The following is a 21,778-nucleotide window of genomic DNA, read 5'->3' as shown; positions in this document are numbered from 1 at the left end:
GAGACGTGGACAACGCCCTGTCGATGATGCCGAGGCACTCGATCAGACCTATCGTTCATTGGGGTGCCGCTCGCCCTCCCCAGCAGGCACTGTGGCTGACGAAGTCCACCCCATACCTCCGGTCGCAATAGCTGTGGTCATGCGGTCATAAGCTGAGAGAACGAGCCGTCGGGTGCGGTACTCGCCGAAGTCGCGTTCCTCGTACTTGCGGACGACCTGGAACGAGTCGAGAACATGCTCAGCTTCGGTGCGTGTCAGGCTGTACACGTGCAGGAATGCCGCATCAAGATCAGCGCGCAGCAAAGCACGGCGACAGGGGTCCCATCTAAACGGCGCTCCTTCGTCCCCGAGCTCGACCGCGTATGGCTTCAAACGCCATGATGTGTAAGACAGCTCAAGCACGTACGGGCGTAGCCAATCGGCGAGAGACTGCTCCCGCGCCCAGCGAGTGGACTCATCGAACAACCAGGGTGCAGGGCAAGCGAGCTGCTTGACGATGAAATACGTCATGCTCGTTCCACTGACTTTCTGCCGAGCAACGTAATCGAACACCATGCTCGACCAAAGCGCATGCAACACAGGCCCGTAGGCCGACACCGAAAGAAAAGCCAAGGGAAGTTTGTGCCCCACGGCAGATGAAGGAATCACGGCGGGGATGAAGGTGCGCTCGTTACTCGCATTGGTGGTGTCGCGCCATCCGAGCAACCAGTTGTGGTCCCAAGTTCCTTCCAGTTTCCTGGATACCTCGCGGCGGTCAACCCAGTACCGAGCGAGAGGCTCAACATCAATGGGCTTGTCATGCTCCTCTGACGTCACCCGAGGCAACGTGCCCTTGTTGAGTTGTGCTTGCGTGGCCCCGCGGTAGGTTGCGAATCGGTGGTCGAAGGGGCCCACCATCTTCCCCTCATACAGGGGCACATACACGGTACCGCCGCGTTCATAGGACCAGCCGTTGAAGTCCGCATCGATGAGGTCCTTGGGCTGGTGGAACAGTCCCGAGTCGTTGGCCATGTGGAAAAGAGTTCCGAAGGTCAGGCCCCACGGGTTGCCGTCAGGGTCGTCATCTCGGATCAAGACGGGGTGGCGCTTGTAGATGCCGAGGGTGAGATCCGCGTCAGTGCGGGTACGGAAAGTCGGCAACGTTCCCGTGTTGGGATTGAGGAGTAATACCTCACTTGAGGAAAGCTCGAATCGGCGGTTTGGGACGTCGGCTAAGTGGCGTGTATAAAAGGCGAATCGTGTCCGATCGACTGTTCGTGCGCTACCTGCCATCACAGTGACAGCAAATCTCATTTGGTTGTGAACCTTGAAGATCTTTGCTTCGTTCTCGAAGTCGTAGAACGCGATTAGTCGGTTCGACTCAAGAGTGTCGGCGAAGAACGGTGCTGTGGTCTTCCCTGTAGCCAACTGGGTTTCGGTGATGACGGCGGATGTTCCCGCCGGCGCACACATGGTGCGCATGGTTTCAGCAAAGACGCTGTAGGTGTTGACGTCGCCCTGCCCGGTTAGTGGGTACCGACCGCTCTTGAGCAGGAAATGTGCGGTGGCATCAGATTGACGTAGCGCATCGCAATAGGCGCGATACAGGTCCGGTTCGGTATCGGCGAGATCGGCGATCATCTTCTTGCGGATTGCGGCTGTGGCGGACTTTTCGATGTCGGTGCGGCCGAGGTTGCCGAAGAACTCCTTGTCTTGGATCTTCACCCGTTCCCATGGGGGATTGCCGACAACGCAGGAAAAACCGCCGGTCCACCCCGTGGCGGGGTCTGCGCTGCCGTCGGCGGGGACGGTGAAGATGCCGGGGAATTCGAGGTGCCAGTGGAAGAACCGGTACTGGCGCGCGAGTTGGCGAATCCGCTCGATGATGCTGTCGGGGAGGGTCTCCGGGTCTTCGGCAAGGCGCCGTAGCGTGTCGTGAGTGATGCCCTGACCGGAGGTTTCGAAATCGTCGAGCTGCGGTCCGACCTTCTTGGTTTTGGGTTGGACGAAGGCGGCGCACCACGCGTCGGCGACGAGTTTTGCAGCGACCAGATCGGGGTTGGCTTCCAGCGCCCGCCACGCGTCGGCGCGTGCTCGCATGGCGCGTAGGGTGCCGGCGTGGTCTGTGTCTGCTTCGCGGGCGGTTTTGGTGAAGGCTGTGGTTTCGACGTTGAGGGTGCGTGTCCCGAAATCGAGGGTGAGCTGGTCGAGGTCGGCGGTGCGTTCGGCCTTGTTGCGGGCTTTGAGTTTGCTGGTCCAGGTCTTGTCGTCGTCGCCGAGTGCGACGAATGCGGTGTCGGGGATGTTATGGCGCAACAACTCGGGGGTGGTTCCGAGCAGGGCGTTGCCGACTCGGAAGTGGGCGTCGAGGAACGGGAAGGGTCGGTCGGCGTCGAACGCTTCGAGCCAGAGAGCGACTTTGGTGATCTCGATGGCCAGGTCGTTGAGGTCGACACCGTAGACGCAGCGTTCGACAACATCCGCGGTGGCGGTACGTAGGGCTGCCGGGTTCGGTTCGGTGTCGCCGGTACGGACGGTGGCCAGCGCGGAGGCCAGCCGCCGGGCTGCGGCAACGACGAAGTGACCGGACCCGCAGGCAGGGTCGACGACGGTCAGCTCGAGGAGGGCGTGTTCGGGGTCGGGGCTGCGGAGCGCGTCGTCGATGAGGGGATCGAGGGCTTCGTCGAGGACGAGGTCGATCAAGGCGGAGGGGGTGTAGTAGGAGCCGGAGGTCTTGCGGTCGTGGCCGGCGGCGGTGTCGAGGGTGAAGGTGAGGGCGTCGGTGTTGTAGCGGGGGGTATAGGCCAGCAGCCCTTCGTACATGCCGCCGAGTTCTTCGCTGTCGAGGTTGCGGTAGTCGACGGCGCGGGGGGTGCCGGTGACCGGGTCGTCGATCTGGGAGAGGGCGCGGATCGCGGCGAGGAAGGCGTGGTTGGGCAGTTCGGCGCCGGCGAGGATACTCAGGTACTCGCGGGAGTACAGGCTGGCGCCGAGACCGTTCAGGCCCAGGTCGGGAAGGCCGTCGCCGGCGAGGGCATCGGTGACGATCTGGTGGGCCTGCCACAGGTCGGTGTGCCGGCTGCCGGCATGGGCGGTGGCCATGCGGCGGAGCCGGGCGGTGGAGAAATGTTCGGCATACAGCGCTCGTGCCTTCGGGTCGGCGTCGGAGGGGTGCAGCAGGCCCCGATCCTCGGCGACGAACAGCACGATCAGGCGATAGGCGATGCGCAGCAGGGCGCGGTGCAGGTCCTTTTCGGCCCCCGGTGTGGCGGCGAGGATCTCGCGGAGGGCGGTGTTGTTGCGGTGGGCGACGAATCCGGTGCCCAGGTGTTGCAGGGCCTGGGCGACCCCTTGTTGCAGGGTGGCCAGGGCGCGGGCGCCGTTGTCGATCGCGGCCGTCCGCCACTGTTCGAGCCAGCAGGTTTGCGCGGACAGGGTGGGGGCCTCGACGGCGGCATCTTTATCTTCCTCGTCGGCTTGAGGTGAGACGGCGGGTTGGTCGAGGTGTGGGGTGAATCGGCTGGCGTGTACGGTCAGGAACAGGAGCCGGAAGTCGGCGTAGCGCTGGTTGGTGAAGATGTCGTCGAGGTCGAATTCGACGTAGGACTGGCGCGCCAGGGCGGACGCGTCGCGCAGCAGCCGCAGGGTGTGGCCGTTGGACAGCACCGCCCACAAGGCGCGGTGTTCTCGGTTGAGGTAGTCCTGCAGCATCGATTGAGGGGCGCGGGCGCTGTGCCCGGCGGTTTTGGTATCGAGGTCGATGCCGGCACCGACGAGGTGAATCGGCACCCACACCTCTGGTGCGGATGCGTCGGGCCAGCACAGGCGATGCGAGATGGGGAAGTGCGGGGCGGCAGTTTCCCCGAGTCCGGGGGCAACGTCCAGTCCGCCGGGTATGACTTCCGGGCGGCCCCAGCCGAGTTCGTAGAGCAGCGGCAGCAGCCACTTGTCTCGGGTGATCTTGATAGCGGCGTCGTGTTCGGGCAGCCGGGTCAGGGCGTGTTGCCATTCGCGGTAGGTGGCGAGCATCGCTTCCCAGGCGCGGGCGATCGCGGCGCTGACCGTCATGCCGGGGGGCAATTGGTAGTCGACGGCGCTTTGCCCAGGCATGCGCAGTTCGGCGCCCAAGGTGAGGGCTTCGCTGGGCAGGACGGTGCCGACGGTGCGGGCGGACCGGAAGGAGGACAGCCCACTCATGATGCACTCCTGTCGGGAAGAAACACGTACACGCCCAGCACATCCGGTGGGGGGAGGAGTCGGGCTTTGGCGGCGCGCCCCCCGGTTTTGGAGGCGGCTCGGACGGCGCGGTGGTCGGAGACGATGTTGTCGGCGACCCGGTGACCGTGGTCGAGAAGATGCTCACGCGCGGTGTCGAGGCGGTGCAGTGCGCGGTCGAGTTGGGTGCGCGCCAGTGCGTCGGCGACGTTGCCGGTCGGGGGCAGCGACAGCAGCGCGTCCACGGCCTCGGTGGGCAGCCAGGTCAGCTCGTCCCCGGTGGTGTAGGCGAGGAACTGGGCGTCCTCGGCGACCTGGGTGATCGTGGCGCGGGAGCCGGGCAGGACGAGTTCGAGACGGAACCGCACGACCAGCAGCGTGGTGACCTTGTCCACCCCGGTGGTGCGTACCACCGACGCTCGGCGGGCAGGACGCAAGGCCTGGTCCAGGCCGGTGTCGAGTGCCGAATCGAGCACATACCGTGACAATGCGTCGACGGCCGCATCGGTGCGTGTGAGCACGCTGTGTCCGGGCGGGACCGGGAAGGACCGGTGGAAGACCAGCGTCCCGTCCTTCGTGGAAGGTAGTTGGTCGCGGGCTGCGGCCGGGACAGTGTCGAGGTGGGCGGTGAACCCGTCGCTGATGTCGCTGATCTGGGCGGACAGCAGCGACAGTGCGTCGCGGGTGAAGGTTTCGGCGTCGGCGGGCCCACCGAGTGAGCGGCGGACCTGCTCGAGGATGGGGGCGATGGTGTCGGGATGCAGACCAGCCTGCCGGAATCGGGATCGGGAGGCTTTCTCTCGTTCGGCGGCGTCGACCCACTGCAGGTCCACGGCCTCGGCCAGGGAGGCGGAGGTGGCCTCGGCGAAGTCGAAGGTGAGTTGCTCGGTGTCGGTGCCGCGCAGCAGCAGCGATTCCCAGATCGCTTTCATCACGGTCGTCGAGTCGACCGGGACCGGCACCGACACTCCGGTGCTGCGGCGAATGTTCTCGTGCCGGCGGATCAGCACCTGCAGTACGACGCCGTCGATGCCGTTGTCCTCGCCGTAGTAGGTGACGGTGCGCACCGTGTCGGCGCGCTGACCGAACCGGTCGACGCGGCCTTCGCGTTGTTCGTGTCGGGTGGGGTTCCAGGCCAGGTCGTAGTGCACCACGGCGGTGAAGCCGTCTTGGAGGTTGATGCCCTCGGACAGGCAGTCGGTGGCGATCAACAATCGGGGCCCGTCGTGGCCGGTGAGTTCGGCGACCCGCTGTTCGCGTTCTTCGGGGGGCAGGGTTCCGGTAATCGCCTCGACCCGCAGCCCGGGGTTTTTCTTGGCCAGAGCGGTGGTGAGGTGTTCGGCGAGGTAGTCGGCGGTCGGGATGTAGCGGCAGAACACGATCGGGTGGTACCCGTCGGTGAGGAGTTGCTGCAGCAGCGGGATCAGCCGTTTGAGTTTGGCGTCGGTCTTCGGGCCTTTGAGCGCGGCGGCGGCGGCGGCGAGTTCCCGGAGCCGACGACGTGTGGTGCTGGTGGCGGTGTCCGGGTCGGTGGTGTCCGAGCCCAGGGTGGTGTCGTCGCCTTCGAGGACGTCGTCGAGGTCGGTGTCGAGCACCCGCGGCGCGGCGAGCGCGTCGACCTCGTCCGAGTCGTCGGCGGTGGGCAGGGCGGAGCGGTTGAGCAGGGTTTGCTCGGCCGCGGCCGGGCTTGAGGCCAAACAGCGCAGCAACGCGATCGCCGACCACCAGCGCACCCGCTGATGGACGGTGTTCAGTGTCGGGTCGGCAACCTGCTCGCGCACGAATTCCATGACGTCGTCGAACAGAGCGCGGTAGGCGGGGGTGAGGGTGTAGCTGGTTTCGGTCGATTCCCGGGTGGGGAACGGGGTGTCCTCGTGCAGGTATTCGCGGATGTCGGCGCGTTGGCGCTGGATCATGAACTTTGCGAGCAGCTTGCGGTCGTCTTCGCGGTCGCGGCCGGACAGGTCCGCTGGCAAGGACGCGAGCCGGTCGTCAAGCAACCCGATCAACGATTGCCAGGCGCTGTCGTCGCCGCTGTGCGGGGTGGCGGTCAACAACAGCAGGTGCCGGCTCGGGTCGTCGGCGAGCTTGCGCAGCAGCGCATGCCGCAGGTGTGCCTGGCTGTGGCCGAGGGTGGTGGCGGCGACGCAGGTGTGAGCTTCGTCGACGATGACCAGCTCGGGGCAGTGCAGGGCGAACTCGTCGCGGCGGCTGCGCTGTTTGATGAAGTCGGTGGAGATCACCAGGTGCGGATAGTGCTCGTAGATGGTCGATCCCCACGGCACCTTCAGACGGTTCACCGTCGAGGGCAGCAGCAGCTGGGCGTCGATCCCGAACTTGGTGCGCAGCTCGGCCTGCCACTGGGGCGCAAGCTGCGGTGAGCACAGCACCGCCATCCGCTGCGCCTCGCCGGTGGCCAGAAGCTCGGCGGCGATCAGGCCGGCTTCGACGGTCTTCCCGACACCGACACCGTCGGCGATCAATAGTCGGGTGGTGTCCTGCGCTGCGGCCATCATCAGCGGCACCAACTGGTAGTTCCGTGGGGTCACCCCGAGGGAACCGAACGAACGGAACGGGCCGCCGGTGGCGCGGAACGACAGCCGCAGGGCGTCCCGGAGCAGGCGGGCCCGGGCAGCATCACCGCGGTCGTCGACGGTCGGTGGGGTGAACACCGCCGGGCGCGGATGGTCGAATGCGGGGAGCAGGACGGTGGTTTCGTCCTCGCGGCCACCGAGCGGACGCGCCAGGATCGTCCCCTCCGGGGCTCCCGGTAGCACGAGCCAGTCGCGGCCGCGGGCGTGCACGAGGGTGCCGGGAGGAAATTCGGTGGTGACGGTCATGCGCTGAACCTTCCGGGACCGAACACCTCGGTGTTCTCCTTGATCGTCTGCAACCAGCGGTCCTCGGCATCGGCGTGGTGGAATCGCAGGACCAACCATCCCGCCTCGTCCTCGAGTTTCACGCGGGCCTGTTCGTCCTTCTCCGCCTGATGCGCACTGTCGTGGACGGGGCCGTCGATGAACACCGCCACATCCATGTCCTTGGTATGGAATGCGAAGTCCGGGCGCACGTAGAGGCCGTCGACCAACTGCTGGGCCTGGTCCGGGAGCCGATACCCGTGCTCGTCGAGCAGCTCGAGGAAACGCTGTTCGAGGCTGTTGCTCTGCGCCGTGAGTCGGCGTAGGTGGTCGGAACGATCTTCACCGCCGGCACCGACGGAGACGGTGGCTCGGGTCAACCGGCGCAGCAGATCGGTGACGGTGTGCCGGTCCAGATGTTGGTGGTCCCACTGGTTGCTGTAGGACAGCAGGCAGTCGTAGCAGGCTTGGGCGCAGTCCTCCCGGGCGTGCTCGGCGCGGCGGCGGTCCGCGCCGGTGTCGGGATCGAAGTGCAACAGTTCCAGGGCGGTGCGGGCGACAGCGCGAATCTGGTCGTCTTCGGTGGCCAGGCGGCGCAGTACCCCCGCGCCGCCTTCGGCGGCTTCGAAGAACAACAAGCATGACCATGCCTGGTCCCCGGTGCCGCCGGGGAGGGGTTCGGCTGCCAGTTCGTTGCTTTCCAGCTGGTACACGGCCTCGATGGCGCGTTTGAGGGCGTACATCGCCGCCATCCGCACCTCGGTGGAGATCGCCGGATCCAGATGCACCAGCAGCGCATTGCGGTGGTCCTCGACATAGGGCACCACTCGCTGGATGCGAGGCACTTCCCCGGCGGTGTTCTTCTCCAGGTCCGCTTCTCGCGCCCATCGACCTTCGAGGGTGTCGAGCAGGTGCCCCTTGATGTCCTTGTTCTTGCGGCGCCGCAAACCGACGTTCATGCGGCGGATCAGCGCGGTGTCCCCGTAGGTCATGGTGCCCAGTTCCTCGCCGTCGACGACGATGCTGCTGGTCAGCTCGCCGGCTCGTTCGCCGTGCGGAACGAAGCGCACCGCGGTGACGATCTCGTGCCCGGCGCGCTGACGTTCTTCCTCGTCCGCGCTGATCCGGTCGCGGCGGCGGGTCTTGACCGAAACCAGCCGCATCATCCGGTCCATCGTCTCGAGTGACCTGCCGGTGCAGTGCTCGCAGACCTCCACGCTGGTCGGGCCGTTCGCCTCGTGCAGGTACCCGCAGTGAGTGCAGCGTTTGATCTCGGTGATGTTCACCCCGGTGCCGTCCTCGCGGGCGGGCAGGCTCACCCGGGTGACCTCGTAGCGGGCACCTTCGTGGTAGATGAAGGCGCCGGGTCCGAACTCGCTGATCGCCAGGAACCGTGGGCGTTGAACGTAGTCGCCCTGCCCGTTGCGGGTGCGGCGCTCGGCGGGGATAAAGGCAGCCAACGGTAGGCGCGGGAAGGAGTATCCGGGCAGGAACCCTTCGGAGGCGAAGTACCGGTAGGGATAGAAGTCGCTCTGGTTGATGTCGTCAATCTGGCCGCGCAGCAGGTCCAGGGCGGCGCGGGCCTCGGAGATGCGGCTGCGGGCCTGCCGTTTGGCGGGCTCGGACGCCCCGATGGTTTTGAGGACGTCGTTGGCGCCGTCGAGTTCGGTTTGAGCTTCGCGGTAGAGGGTGCGCCAGCGGTCGGCTGCCCGATCGAATCGGTCGGGTGCCTTGTCGACGGTGTCCGCGATCCAGGTGTCGGTCCACCACAGTGCCGAGGTCACCTCGTTGGTGGCTTCGAGCACGGCGGTGATCGCCGCGATCGCCTTGTCTCGGCTCGTCGGGTTGTTGATGGCCGAACGGACCTCGGTGCGCAGCGGCTGGCCGGGTTCGTCGATGTCGAGCAGGTCGACCATGCTCGCTTTGAGGTCGAGGTCGCACACCACCAGCCAGATCGAATGGGCGTGCGCGCGCACCAGATCCTGGTTGCCCAGTTCCAGGCGCGGGGGCGCCACGGCGCCGGCGACCATGTCTCGGCTGCGGCCGAAGTAGTAGGCATCGTGGGCGTTGCCGGTGGCGCAGTAGGTCAGCACCACGGCCGGTTGACCGGAGCGCCCGGCTCGGCCGGATCGCTGTGCATAGTTCGCCGGGGTGGGAGGCACGTTGCGCATCCCGACGACGTTCAGGCTCTTGATGTCGACACCGAGTTCCATCGTCGGCGAGCAGTACAACACCGGCAGATGGGCATCGCCGAAGCGTCTTTCCCGGTCCTGGCGCAGCGACGATTCGACCTGGGCGGTGTGCTCGCGGGCTTCGAGGCCGACCAGCGCGGCCGCGGTCTCTGCATAGAAGTCGCGGAAAAACGGGTTGACCCGACCCCGGGTCTGATTGCCGCGGATCGGGTCCGGAGCGCGGTACTCACCGCTGCCGGCGCGCCATTCGATCAAGCTCGCCTGAAGTCGATAACCGGTGCGGCGGTTCTTCTCCTCGATCTTGACCAGGATCCCGGCGTGGGCCATCACCGTCAGGAGCGTGTCGATGACGGTGTCCGCTTCTGCGGGTTTGAGCGGATGCTCGTGCAGCGGGAACCGGTCGGGGCGACGCAGCCACCGTCCATAGGCCCCCAACCCCGACAAGTACAGATCGGCACCGGAGCCGGGTTCGAACTTCGGCCGGCTGCCCGGATACGCCGTACCGGCATAGACCCCGGTCTCATCCGACAGCGCCCACGGAACCTTCAGCCAGTCCTGGCTCGCACGTTTGATGCTGTCGTACTTCTCCTCGGTGAGGAACTCCGATTCGATGCACAGGTTGCGGCGCAATTCGTCGAGCAGAACATGCATCAACTGGCGGCGGGTGGACGGCTCGGCGCCGGCCAGCGGTTGACCGACCGCCGTCCACTTCGACTCGTTCGCGGCGAGCTCGTCGATGCCGAAGTAGTCCAGCTGCAGCTGACCGGTCTGCTCGAGGTTGGGCATGGTGATCCGCCATCCCCGCTTCAGATCGGCCCACAGCCGGTAGGTCACCGCATCCCGCAACGCACGGGTGATCTTGCGGCGCGGCACCGGCTCGTGCGCGCTGTCGGGGTCTTTGGCGAAGTCGGCGAGATCACCGCCGAGGGCCGCCACCACCCGCGCTCCCAGATCCTCGTCCCCCAACGGCTCGTCGGGGTCGCGTTGCTGCTGGTCCCGAGCGGCGCGGTATTGCGCCGATCGCACCAAGCCGACCAGCACGAAGTCGTTGAAATGCCCGGCCTGCAGGCTCGCGTCCTGACGGTTGTCCGAGAACGCCAGGAACTTACGGGCCACGTCGTCGAGGTCGGTTTCCTGCCGCAGGGTGCGCACCACCGCTTGGGAGAGCACCGTGACCGCACTTGCACGGCCTTCCGTGCCCAGGCTGGCCACCCGGGAGAACTCCGACTGCTGGGTGCTTTCGTAACTGGTTTTGCAAGACGGGCAAAAATCCAGGCGCTCGAAGAACGCCACCGGCAGCCCGTCGTCGGTGATCGTGCCGAACACATCGACCCGATAGGCATCAGGGAGGCGGCTACGGCGAGCTTTGTCCAGCACGCGGCTGGTGCCGGCCTCGATCACCCAGTCCTCGGGGACCAGATCCAGCAGCGTCGGATCATTCGGTGCCGGCCACGGCTTGTCGGTCACCAGCAGCAGACCGGTCGCTTCCGCCTGCTCGCCCTTGCCGCCGCTGAGGATGCGGGGGCTGAAGTTTTCCCCACCCTTGTCGAGGTTGACCACGAGAAAGTCCTGGCCGCATTCGCGGCAGAACGCCAACGGGAACAGCGGCTGACCGGTCGTGCCGACCGGTGCGCTGCGCTGATACTGGGTGGTCAGATAGCGGTTCTCCGGTCGCTCCAAGGTGGCGTAGGCCGTGTCGCCCTTGCCGATGAATTGGTGCAGTTTGAAGGCGAACAGCGGCCGCCCTTGATCGTCGCGTACCCGTGATCCGGCCAACAGCAGCTCCCGCAGTCGGTCCTCACACACCGTCTGGTCGACACCGGTCTGGTCGGCAAGGGCACCGGCGGCGTCACGCAGCCGGGTCGGTAGCTGCCGGGCCAGACGGCCCTCGTCGTCCTCGCGCAGCCCGAAAGTCTGCTCCGTCCAGATCGCCAGCGGGTCGGTGTGCAGTGCCTCCCAGGTCGACGGTGCCGACGAGCCCAGCCTGCTTGCCAGAGCGGTCGGATCCATCTGCCCTGTGGTGGCGCGGCGCAGGGTCTCGCCGATGATGTTCTCCGGTGGGATCACCGTGCCGAAGATCTTGGTGGCCAGCTCAGCGACCTGTCGGCGCTGTTCGGCTTTCGTGCCGGGTCCGGCGAGGGTGGCGCTGGTGCCGATGCACTGCAACTCCCTGGCTCCGACGGCGCCTCGCAGGCGCCGGATGAGCATTGCCACATCCGCGCCCTGCCTGCCGCGGTAGGTGTGCAGCTCGTCGAGCACCAGGAACGACAGATTCGCGGCGCTGGTGATCAACGCCGATCGCTCCCGCGGGCGAGTGAGCATCAGCTCGAGCATCACGTAGTTCGTCAGCAGGATGTCCGGCGGGTTCTGCAGGATCTGCTCCCGATCGGTACGGGATTCCTGACCGGTATAGCGCCCGAACGTCACCTTCGGATTGTCGGTGCCGAGGAACTTCTCCAACTCCCCCAACTGGCTGTTGGCCAATGCGTTCATCGGGTAGACCACAATCGCCCGAACCCCGCGCCCGGAGCTTTCCCGCAGGACGCGATCGACAATCGGCACGATGTACGACATCGATTTACCCGAGCCGGTGCCGGTGGTCAGCACATACGACTCGCGGCGCTGGGCCACCTCGAACGCATCACTCTGATGGCGATGGAACGATATCTCCCGGCCGAACCGGTCCGCCTCGGTACGGACCCGGAAGATCTCACGGTTGTCCGCGTGCAGCACACCGCGGTCGACGAGATCGGTGACGCTGCCGCCCGGTTCGAACGCCGGGTTCAACGCCAACCACGGCTCCGGCCAGAGCAGGCCGTTGTCGATCTCCGTCTCGACCTTGTTCCGGACCTCCGGATCCTTGATATTCAAGAATCCGGACACAAACTCCCGGTAATCGTCGAGGATCCCGTCGAGCACCCCGAACGCGTCCACCGCTGCACCTCACAAATACGACGTTCTCCCCGACGTCTTGATCACCCTAGTACCCCGCGTACCTGCCAGTGGCAATGAGGAGCTCGGAGACTGTCGGAATCCCGTTCGGGACTGTCGGAATAAAGGTTGATCCGGCTTTGGCCGACACGCCGAGCTTGCTTGGCGAGAAGGCACGATCATGACCGAAACACTCGATCCTATGGATCAGCCGAAGATCGATCCCCAGCAGCTGGCGCAGCAATTGCTTGCCCAGGCCAAAGCCGACGGTGTCGAGCTGGTCGGCCCGAACGGCCTGCTCAACCAACTCACCGCCACGGTGCTCGAAACCGCCCTCGAGGCGGAGATGGACGAACACCTCGGCTACGAGAAACACCAGGTCGAGGGCAGAAACAGCGGTAACTCCCGCAACGGCCGGCGCAGCAAGACCGTGCTGACCGAGATCGGCCCGGTGCAGATCCAGGTTCCGCGAGACACCGATGCCTCGTTCGATCCGCAGATCGTCAAGAAACGTCAGCGGCGTTTGACCGGGGTCGACGAGATCATCTTGTCGCTCTCGGCGAAAGGCCTGACCACCGGCGAGATCGCCGCGCACTTCGACGACGTCTACGGCGCCACGGTATCGAAGGAAACGATTAGCAAGATCACCGACAAGGTGCTCGCCGAAATGACGGAGTGGTCCGTCCGGCCGCTCGATCCCAGCCCCACTCGATCAAGGGGTACTCGCCGGTCCGAAGCGAGGTGTTGTGCAACGCATCCTTAGCGGTCCGTGAGGTCTCCCCCGCTTCGAATCCGATCACGTGGCGGTATGGATTGCCTCGGGTGACACGGGAAATCACCGGGTCCAGCGCATCACCCTTGGAATGGACCGAGCTTCTCTGCACTAGTCAACCAGGCTTCGAGAAGGGCAGGCTTTAGCCGTGGCGGGCAGCGTCGTGTATTCAGCATCGGCTAGAGGGCGGCATCCTCAGACTTGTCAAGCAGGCCTAGAATCAGCGACTTGACGTCGTCGTCGGCTCGTATCGTGGGCCGCCAGGGGAACGGAGCGACCGCCGAATGGCAGGTGATGCCGGGCAGTCAGGTCGATACCTGTACAACCGACTCAGCGAGAAGCAATTTCAGCAGCTGTGCAATTCCCTTCTTGCGCATAGCTTCCCTGAAACGGCGTGCTACCCCGTAGGGCACAGCGACGGTGGGCGAGACGCGGTCCGCCGCACTGGTCGCCGATCGGTCGTCTACCAGGTCAAGTGGACTAGCAAGCCCCTTCAGAGCCCGCTTTCGTGGCTAACTGAGGCCATCCGGGGCGAAGCGGATGACATCCGACGGCTCGTCGAGGAGGGCGCCGAGGAGTACTACCTCATGACCTCGGTGGCTGGGACCGCTGTGCCGGTACGGGGCACGATGGACAAACTCGACAAGCGCCTTGAGGAGTACTCCGCCGAATTCGGAATACCGATGCACTGCTGGTGGCAGGCAGACATCGATGCCAGGGTCGACGCGGCTCCCGCAGAGCTCAAATGGACCTACCAGGAGATGCTCGCCGGGGTTGATGCTGTCCGCTATCTCAGAGAGGCTGACAGCCTGGCGGCGAAAGACCAGGAACTACGAACTCTGCTACTAGCGGTCCTTGCCACCCAGTGGCAAGAAGACGTGAAAGTGAAGTTCAAGCAGGCCGAACTTGAGGCGCACCGTCTCACTGACCTTTTCATTGACGTCGAAGCAGTGCAGGTGTCGCAACCTGGTCGAGCTGGCATGCTTTCGCACCTGAAGTCTTCCGAGGCCCTGGGCGGTGCCGCGGCGTACCTATTGGCGACGAAGAAGCCGCTCACGTTGGTACGAGGCGAGCCGGGGCAAGGTAAGTCGACGCTCGGTCAGTACCTCTGTCAGGTGCATCGTGCGGCGTTCCTCCCTGATGCTGGCTACAGGCCAGGAGGCACCCACCTGCCGGCACCACAGCTTCCTCGGCTGCCACTGCGGCTCGATCTCCGTGACTACGCTGCGTGGCTTGGCGGCGAGGATCCGTTCAGCGACTTTGATGAGGATCCGCGGAAGAAGGCGCGTCGAGCTCGCAAGCAGGGCTCTCTTGAGGTCTACCTGGCTGAGTTTCTCTCCGCTCGAAGTGGCGGGTTGTCGGCCACGGTCGAGATGGTTCGGGATGTCCTTCTCCGATTTCCGATGCTGATTGTGCTCGACGGTCTCGACGAGATTGCACAGATCCAGACGCGCACGCGCGCGGTAAAGGAAATCGACCAGTTCGCTGCTCGACTCGGTGTGAACAGCTTGAACGTTCCGCAGGTTGTGGTGACGACGAGACCGAACGCTTCTGGTATGGCCGAACCATCGATGGATACGTTCGAAGCGATCGCGCTCACGCGTTTGAGTCCGTCGCTTCGAACTGAGTACCTGCGCAAGTGGGCTGAAGCGCACTCCATTCGTGGTCGAGATCGCCGCGACCTCGAACGTACTTTCCGGCAGAGGTCGTCGGAGCCGCACATCGTCCAGCTCGCGGACAACCCCATGCAGTTGACGATCTTGCTGTACCTCATGCGCAAAAGGGGCAACTCGGTTCCGGCCGCACGCACTGAGCTGTACACCTCCTACATGGAGACCTTCCTCGACCGGGAGGCCGCGAAGACGCCTGCGGTGGACGAGTATCGGGTCGATTTGGAAGAGGTGACGGCCTACCTGGGGTGGCACCTTCAGTCGCTCGCAGAATCGGCCGGCGGAAACGGTCAACTCGCAACGAAGGCACTGCGGAAGGCGATCCTCGACTACCTTTTCGGCGTGGAGAAGCAGGTCGATCTCGTCGACGCGCTGTTCACTGCCGTCACGGACCGGGTTTGGGCGCTTACTAGCAAAGTGCAGGGAACTTTCGAGTTCGATGTTCAACCGCTGCGAGAGTACTTCGCCGCTCGGTTCCTCAACGATTTCGCCGGCGCCGACGTCAGAGCTTTCGACAAGTCAACAGTTCTCCGAGCGCTGGTGCGCCGACCGTACTGGCTGAATACCAGTAGGTTCTACGCGGGCTTCGCCAAGCCCAACGAACTCGCAGGACTCGTGGAAGCACTAGAAGAGGAACTTGAGGAGGGCGTCAGACCTCTGCAGGTGAGACTAGCCGCGTGGACGTTGTTGGCCGACGGCGTGTTCAGTGCCCGCACACGTACTCAACGGAATGCTGTGGACCTTATCAGCGACGACCTGAGTATCCGGCTTCTGGCACACGCTCTCGTATCTGACTCTGAAACACCAGTTCTCGCACCTGACCGCGGCGGCGAGGAACTGGCTGAACGTTTGAAAGAGCAGTTGGCATCTGATCCGGGCTCTGCGCTCTCTCTGGAGCGTGTCGCGATCGTGAAGCGACTTCAGGACCGGGAAAAGCTCAACTCTTGGTGGCAATCACGATTGTTCGCCGACAGCGAGCGCAGGCAGGTTGCATGGCTTCAACTCGGATCGTCCATTCAGGCAGGGGTCCATGTGGACCCCGACGGGGTTGCGAAACTCAAACTCTCGGAAGCTCGCGCTGTCGTAGCAGCGATTGATGCCGGAATAATGCCTGAACATGGTTCCCCCCTCGAGGATCAGATGGTCCAGGCCGTTCTCGACGGCCAGTGTTCGGAGTCTGAGGGGGCAGGTTGGAGCATCGCCTCTGACCTCCTCAAGCTCTGCGCCCCACAGCACCACATACGGCGGGCGTTTGAGGACGAACGGGCTTACCAAGCAGACGTAGGGCACCGAGACACGCCGGTTTCCGGCAGCACCCGACAGACAGCCATGAGACGGCTCAAGGAACGCGACTCAAGATTCGAACACTTGCAGCGAGCCCTCCGCTTCAATAAGGGGCAATCAGGCACAAGCTCACCGTGGGGCAACACTGCCCGCGCGTTAAGCGACATCTACGGACCATGCTGGCTTGCTGCGGAGATCGCGATCATCGGGGCTTCCTTGCCAACCGACAGGTTCAGGACCGGGGTCGATATCACGCCGGGCTCCGAGCCATTTGGGAAGGCAGCCGACTACGGGCGGCTACTTCAAGACATACGCTTCAACCGTTCGAAACCAGAGTGGTGGGCAGAGAAATTCGTAGCACATGATGATCCGCTCTCAAGAGCGACGTGGGCGTTGGCGCTGCTAGCTGGAGCGACAGACGAAGTCGTGCTTTCCAATCTCTCCAACCTCGACACCGTCGCCGAGACCTTGTCGGACCGCTTGTTTCGAACCATGGTCGAGGCTTCCAGCCGATTGGGCGCCTCCGGGATGACACGGAGACTTACGGACAGAGTTTTGTCTGCGGGAGTGGACATCTCGCCGGACGCTGGCCTTCTGGTCGCACATCACGCCACTGCGACTGAGCTCCCTGCCGATCTTCCCCAGTTCACGACCCAAGCACTCGGTGACGTGGGCAAGTACGGGACGAGTGGGTGGCCTGCGCTCCGTGCATTGTCGGTTCGAATGCTTACAAGCCCTTCAGAGGAAGTGCTAGCAGGCATTCGGGCACACGGCGCTGCCTCAGTCTTGCCACCTCTGACGATCCCACGAGCCACGGAGTTCGACAGCGAAATCCTCTGCAGCCCGGCGGACTTCCCATTGGATTGGGTCCTCGCCGCTGAACGACGAGTATCTCAAGATGCCGGCAACGAGCCACTGGAGCAAGTAGCCGCGGCCAATGGGTGGTTTTCGTTGTAATCTGCTGCAGTGGGCGGAGCGCCGCCCGGTGCGGCCAGGAGCTACTCCGTAGAGGCAAGAGTTACGCATTCGCCGCAGCGGCAACTGTTGTCAGGCAATTGACCCCGAACAGGGCCTTGAGATCTCCCAGTAGGGCCGGCGTCTTGTGGACCCGGAACGTCGGGTCCGTTGCCCATCGTGTCGTCGTTTTGCCAGTCAGCACGATGTGCACGTCGGTGTCCCCGGGGTGACGCTGTAGGACGTCACGAAGGGCTTCGATGTTTGGTCGTGTGCAGGCGTGGACTGGGAGGGTGAGGGTCATCGGGGCGGAGGATGGTCCACTATTTCCCAGGTCGGGTGTGGAGATGTCGACTGCGACGATCGACGTCCTGCCTTCGCGGATGTTGGCGTTCGCGGTGACGAGTAGGACGGAGTCCTCGGTGAGGGCGTGTTGGAAGCTGGTGTAGGTCGAGGAGAAGACGAGTATCTCGGTGGCAGCGTCGAGGTCGGCGATCTCGACGATGGCCCAGGGCTCGCCCTTCTTGTTTACGCGGCGGTCGACCGATGCGACGAGGCCGCCGATCACGATCTTCTGGCCGTGGCGAATCTTCCCGGCGTGCACTGCCGCGATCGATGTGTCAGCGAGTGCAGAAAGTGCGCCGGCGACATCGTCGAGGGGATGCCCGGACACGTACAGGCCCAGCATCTCGCGTTCGAGAGCGAGCTTGTGCTTGGTGTCCCATTCCTCGTCGGGGACCTTGACGTTGAACACCGACGCGATCGACTCGTCGGCGTCGTCGCCGCCGAACAGGTCGAACTGACCCATCGCCTCGGCCTTCTTGGTGCCCATCACCGCGTCGATCGCGTCGGCGTGCACCAGCATCAGACCCTTGCGTGGATGCCCGAGTGAATCAAATCCGCCCGCCTTGATGAGGGATTCGGTGACCTTCTTGGAGCACGCGAGCGCGTCGATCTTGTTGAGGTAGTCGGAGAAGTCGGTGAACTTCCCCTTCTCCTCGCGGGCCGCGATGATCGACCCGACCACGTTGGCGCCGACGTTGCGGACCGCACCGAGGCCGAACCGGATGTCCTCCCCGACCGAGGCGAAGTCGACGCGGGACGCGTTGACGTCCGGCGGTAGCACGGTGATGCCTCTCTTGCGGCAGTCCGACAGGTAGATCGCGGTCTTGTCCTTGTCGTCGCCGACAGAGGTGAGCAGCCCGGCCATGTACTCGGCCGGGTAGTTCGCCTTGAGGTAGGCGGTCCAGTACATGACCAGGCTGTATCCAGCGGCGTGCGACTTGTTGTAGGCGTAGCCGGCGAACGGCAGCACGGCCTCCCACAGCGCGGTGACAGCGTCGTCGCTGTATCCGTTGCCGCGCATACCGTTGCGGAAGTTCTCGAACTCGGCGGCGAGCACTTCGGGCTTCTTCTTTCCCATCGCGCGGCGGAGCAGGTCTGCCTGTCCGAGCGAGTAGCCGGCGACCTTCTGAGCGATCTGCATGATCTGCTCCTGGTAGACGATCAGCGCGTAAGTCTCGCCCAGAATGTCGCGAAGCGGTTCGTCGAGTTCCGGATGGATCGGGGTCACGGCCTCACGGCCGTTCTTGCGGTCCGCATATGACCAGTGCGCGCCGACGCCCATCGGACCGGGTCGGTAGAGGGCATTCGATGCGATGAGATCGTTGAACTCGGTCGGCGCCATGCGGAGCAGAAGTTCGCGCATGCCCGCCGAATCGAGTTGGAAGACACCAAGGTTGTCGCCGCGGGCGAGCATCGCATAGGTCGCAGCGTCGTCCAGCGCGAGCGTGTCGAGATCGATGTCGACACCGCGGTTGGCCTTGATGTTCTCGATCGCGTCACCGATGACGGTGAGGTTGCGCAGACCGAGGAAGTCCATCTTCAGCAGGCCGATGGCCTCGCACGACGGGTAGTCCCAGCCGGTGATGATCGCGCCGTCCTGCGCACGCTTCCACACCGGGATCGCGTCGGTGAGCGGCTCCGACGACATGATGACCGCGCACGCGTGCACGCCGGCGTTACGGATCAGGCCCTCGAGCCCGAGCGCAGTCTGGTAGATCTTCGCGACATCCGGGTTGGAGTCGATGAGCGCCCGGACCTCGACCGCTTCCTTGTACCGCTCGTGCTCGGGGTCGGTGATACCGGCCACCGAGATGTCCTTTGCCATGATCGGCGGCGGCAGCGCCTTGGTGATCTGGTCGGCGATCGCGAAACCGGGCTGGCCGAACTGGACTCGCGCGGAGTCCTTGATGGCGGCCTTGGTCTTGATGGTGCCGAACGTGATGACCTGCGCGACCTTGTCGCTGCCCCACTTGTCGGTGGCGTAGCGGACCATCTCGCCGCGGCGGCGGTCGTCGAAGTCGATATCGATATCGGGCATCGACACGCGTTCGGGGTTGAGGAACCGCTCGAACAGCAGGCCGTGCGGGATGGGGTCGATGTTGGTGATGCCCATCGCGTACGCGACGAGCGAGCCGGCGGCCGAGCCTCGACCCGGGCCGACCCGGATGCCGACCTCGCGGGCGTGGTTGATGAGGTCGCCGACCACGAGGAAGTAGGCGGGGAAGCCCATCTGGTTGATGACGCCGATCTCGTACTCGGCCCGCTCGATGTACTCGCGCGGCGGGCCGTCCGGGAAACGCCGGTCGAGGCCCCGCATGACCTCCTTGTGCAACCAGCTCGCCTGCGTCTCCCCCTCCGGCACCGGGAAGATCGGCATCCGGTCCCGGTGCTGCCACACGTCCTCGTACGGCTGCACCCGCTCCCCGATGAGCACGGAGTTGTCGCACGCGCCGGGAACCTCAGAGTCCCAGATCGCCCGCATCTCCTCGGCCGACTTGAGGTAGTAGCCGTCCCCGTCGAACTTGAAGCGCGTGGGGTCCGAGAGCGTCTTACCGGTCTGGATGCACAGCAGCGCCTCGTGGTTCTCGGCGGCGTCCTTGGTGACGTAGTGGCAGTCGTTCGTCGCGAGCGGCGGGATCCCGAGCTTGTTGCCGATCTCGAGCAGGCCCTCGCGCACCCGGCGCTCGATCGACAGCCCGTGGTCCATCAGCTCGAGGAAGAAATTGTCCTTGCCCCAGATCTCCTGCCACTTCGCGGCGGCCTCGAGCGCCTCGCGGTCGTGGCCGAGCCGCAGCCGGGTCTGGATCTCGCCCGACGGGCACCCGGTGGTGGCGATGATGCCCTCGGCGTGGGTGGCGATCAGTTCCTCGTCCATGCGCGGCCACTTGCCGAGCTGGCCCTCGATCGACGCGAGCGAGGACAGCTTGAACAGGTTCCGCAGACCGGTCGAGTTCTCGGCGACCATCGTCATGTGCGTGTACGCGCCACTGCCCGACACGTCGTCGGACTTCTGACTCGGATCGCCCCACAACCCCCGCTTGGTGTTGAACCGCGACTCCGGCGCAATGTACGCCTCGATCCCGATGATCGGCTTGATCCCGTGCTTCTTCGCGACATTGTAGAACTCGCTCGCGCCGTACATGTTGCCGTGGTCGGTCATGCCGACCGCGGTCATCCCGAGACGCTCGGCCTCCTTGAACAACGGGCCGACCTTTGCCGCACCGTCGAGCATCGAGTACTCGGTGTGATTGTGCAGATGCACGAACGAAGACCGACTCATGATCACCACCCATCAGCGCCGCAACGTAAATCGGTTGTCGGGGGTGAAGTCAGCCCCGACAGCCCGGCAGGTATATGACCAGCTACAGTGCCGGTTCGTCGAACAATCGACACGCTCTGGCCGACAACCAATGGATGTGGAGGCAGGTGGTGGGGTTGGATCTCGATCTGTCCGCGGTACGCGCGATGGTCGCCGTCAGCGACGAAGGCCAATTCGGTCTGGCCGCGTCGGAGCTGGGCATTAGCCAGCAGGCGGTGTCCAAGCGGATCGCAAAGCTCGAGAGCCAGCTCGGTTCGCGACTGTTCGAGCGGCGGATCGGCAGCATCGCGTTGACCGCCCACGGCGCGCGCTTCCTGCCGCACGCGCGTTCTGTCCTCGCGTCGGCCGACAGAGCCGTCGCCGCGGTGCGGGACTCACAGGTACTCCGCGTCGCGGTGCACGGCGCCCAGATCGCCGACGCGAATCTGATGCGGTTCTACCTCGAGCAGCACCCGGACGCCGAGATCGAACTCATCATGATGGGCCCGTCGACGACATCACGGGACGCCGTGATCGACGGTCGAGTTGACGTCGCCTTCGCCCGCAAACACTGGAGCACCCATCCATTGCCGGCGGATGTCACTGCGGCACCCGCCTACCTCGACGCCCTGCATCTGCTTGTCGGTAATGGCCATCCACTCGCGGGCCGTGACCATGTCGAACTCGACGACCTCGATGCCCTGACCGCGTGGGTGCCCGGCGCGGGGTTCGACTCCGAAGTAGGCGACTTCTACCGTGAGCTCAGCGACAGTTGCGGCATCACCATCGATACCGAGCACCATCCCGGCGGCATCGGATTCGCGAACATCATCGATCGCATCGCGAACTCGACGACGCTGGTCACCTTCGGCGGTGAAGGAACCACGACGCCGTGGCATCCGAACATCCGCCGCATACCCATCGTCAACCCCACGCCCTCCTACCCCATGGCACTGCTGTGGCAGGAGAAGGCCACTGGCCATCCACAGCTCAACTCTCTGCACGACTTCGTCACTGGAAGCTACAACAGCAACGCAGTCAGCGACGTGTGGGTACCAGAGCCAGATCGTGCATTGTTCATACGCTGATCACCGCGCACCTAGCAGGGCCGGTTCGACCAAAGACCGGCGTTGCACCACAGGGCATCTCGATCACGCGGTTTAAGTCGAACCGGAATCGGAGGATATAGAGGCTACGCGTTGGCCGTTGCTTCCTTCACCGCGCTGTGCTCGCTCGCCCGTCTGTGCTTGTCAGCCAGGGTTCATACGCCGGTCGCAGTC

6 protein-coding genes and 1 pseudogene are annotated in these 21,778 nt (G+C 64.6%); 3 read left to right on the top strand and 4 right to left on the bottom strand.

The annotated features are described in order from the left end of the window. Nucleotides 1–48: 48 nt before the first annotated feature. Genes U9J23_RS27615 through U9J23_RS27605 form a run of 3 tightly spaced genes read right to left on the bottom strand, consistent with a single transcriptional unit; the run spans nt 49 to nt 12,178 of the window. The gene (locus U9J23_RS27615) at nt 49–4,176 is read right to left on the bottom strand and encodes an Eco57I restriction-modification methylase domain-containing protein (RefSeq protein ID WP_326603461.1); all 4,128 of its coding nucleotides are present in this window, start codon (nt 4,174–4,176) and stop codon (nt 49–51) included. Continuing rightward, entirely contained in the window at nt 4,173–7,034 is a 2,862-nt protein-coding gene (locus tag U9J23_RS27610) for a helicase-related protein (protein WP_326603459.1), read from the bottom strand. The genes U9J23_RS27615 and U9J23_RS27610 overlap by 4 nt, the downstream gene beginning before the upstream one ends. Further along, nucleotides 7,031–12,178 (bottom strand): DEAD/DEAH box helicase, encoded by a 5,148-nt coding sequence (locus tag U9J23_RS27605; protein ID WP_326603457.1) that lies wholly within the window; start codon nt 12,176–12,178, stop codon nt 7,031–7,033. Before U9J23_RS27605 ends, U9J23_RS27610 begins: the two co-directional genes overlap by 4 nt. Before the next feature lie 178 nt (nt 12,179–12,356). On the opposite strand from U9J23_RS27605, the pseudogene U9J23_RS27600 reads away from it, so the two are divergent. Beyond that, nucleotides 12,357–12,872 (top strand): annotated as a pseudogene (locus U9J23_RS27600) (transposase); the annotation flags it as partial. Between the two features lie 359 nt (nt 12,873–13,231). After that, nucleotides 13,232–16,858 carry an NACHT domain-containing protein gene (locus U9J23_RS27595; protein ID WP_326603455.1) on the top strand — a complete coding sequence of 1,209 codons (3,627 nt, stop codon included), beginning with the start codon at nt 13,232–13,234 and terminating at the stop codon, nt 16,856–16,858. Nucleotides 16,859–16,919: 61 nt separating this feature from the next. On the opposite strand, the gene dnaE is transcribed toward U9J23_RS27595, so the two are convergent. Next, complete coding sequence (dnaE, locus tag U9J23_RS27590) at nt 16,920–20,480, bottom strand: DNA polymerase III subunit alpha (protein ID WP_326603453.1); 3,561 nt, start codon at nt 20,478–20,480, stop codon at nt 16,920–16,922. 149 nt (nt 20,481–20,629) lie between these two features. On the opposite strand from dnaE, the gene U9J23_RS27585 reads away from it, so the two are divergent. After that, nucleotides 20,630–21,586 (top strand): LysR family transcriptional regulator, encoded by a 957-nt coding sequence (locus tag U9J23_RS27585; protein WP_326603627.1) that lies wholly within the window; start codon nt 20,630–20,632, stop codon nt 21,584–21,586. Nucleotides 21,587–21,778 lie beyond the last annotated feature (192 nt).

It is taken from the genome of Rhodococcus sp. PD04 (genome assembly GCF_035918275.1).
GTDB classification, from domain to species: Bacteria; Actinomycetota; Actinomycetes; order Mycobacteriales; family Mycobacteriaceae; genus Rhodococcus; species Rhodococcus rhodochrous.
The sequence above is the reverse complement of the archived record's forward strand: the minus strand, read 5'-3'. Positions and strand labels throughout refer to the sequence as shown.

Excerpts from the sequence above, each read along its gene's own strand:
- dnaE (WP_326603453.1), bottom strand. The coding sequence starts at position 20,480 with ATGAGTCGGTCTTCGTTCGTGCATCTGCACAATCACACCGAGTACTCG.
- U9J23_RS27610 (WP_326603459.1), bottom strand. The coding sequence starts at position 7,034 with ATGACCGTCACCACCGAATTTCCTCCCGGCACCCTCGTGCACGCCCGC.
- U9J23_RS27615 (WP_326603461.1), bottom strand. The coding sequence starts at position 4,176 with ATGAGTGGGCTGTCCTCCTTCCGGTCCGCCCGCACCGTCGGCACCGTC.
- U9J23_RS27595 (WP_326603455.1), top strand. The coding sequence starts at position 13,232 with ATGGCAGGTGATGCCGGGCAGTCAGGTCGATACCTGTACAACCGACTC.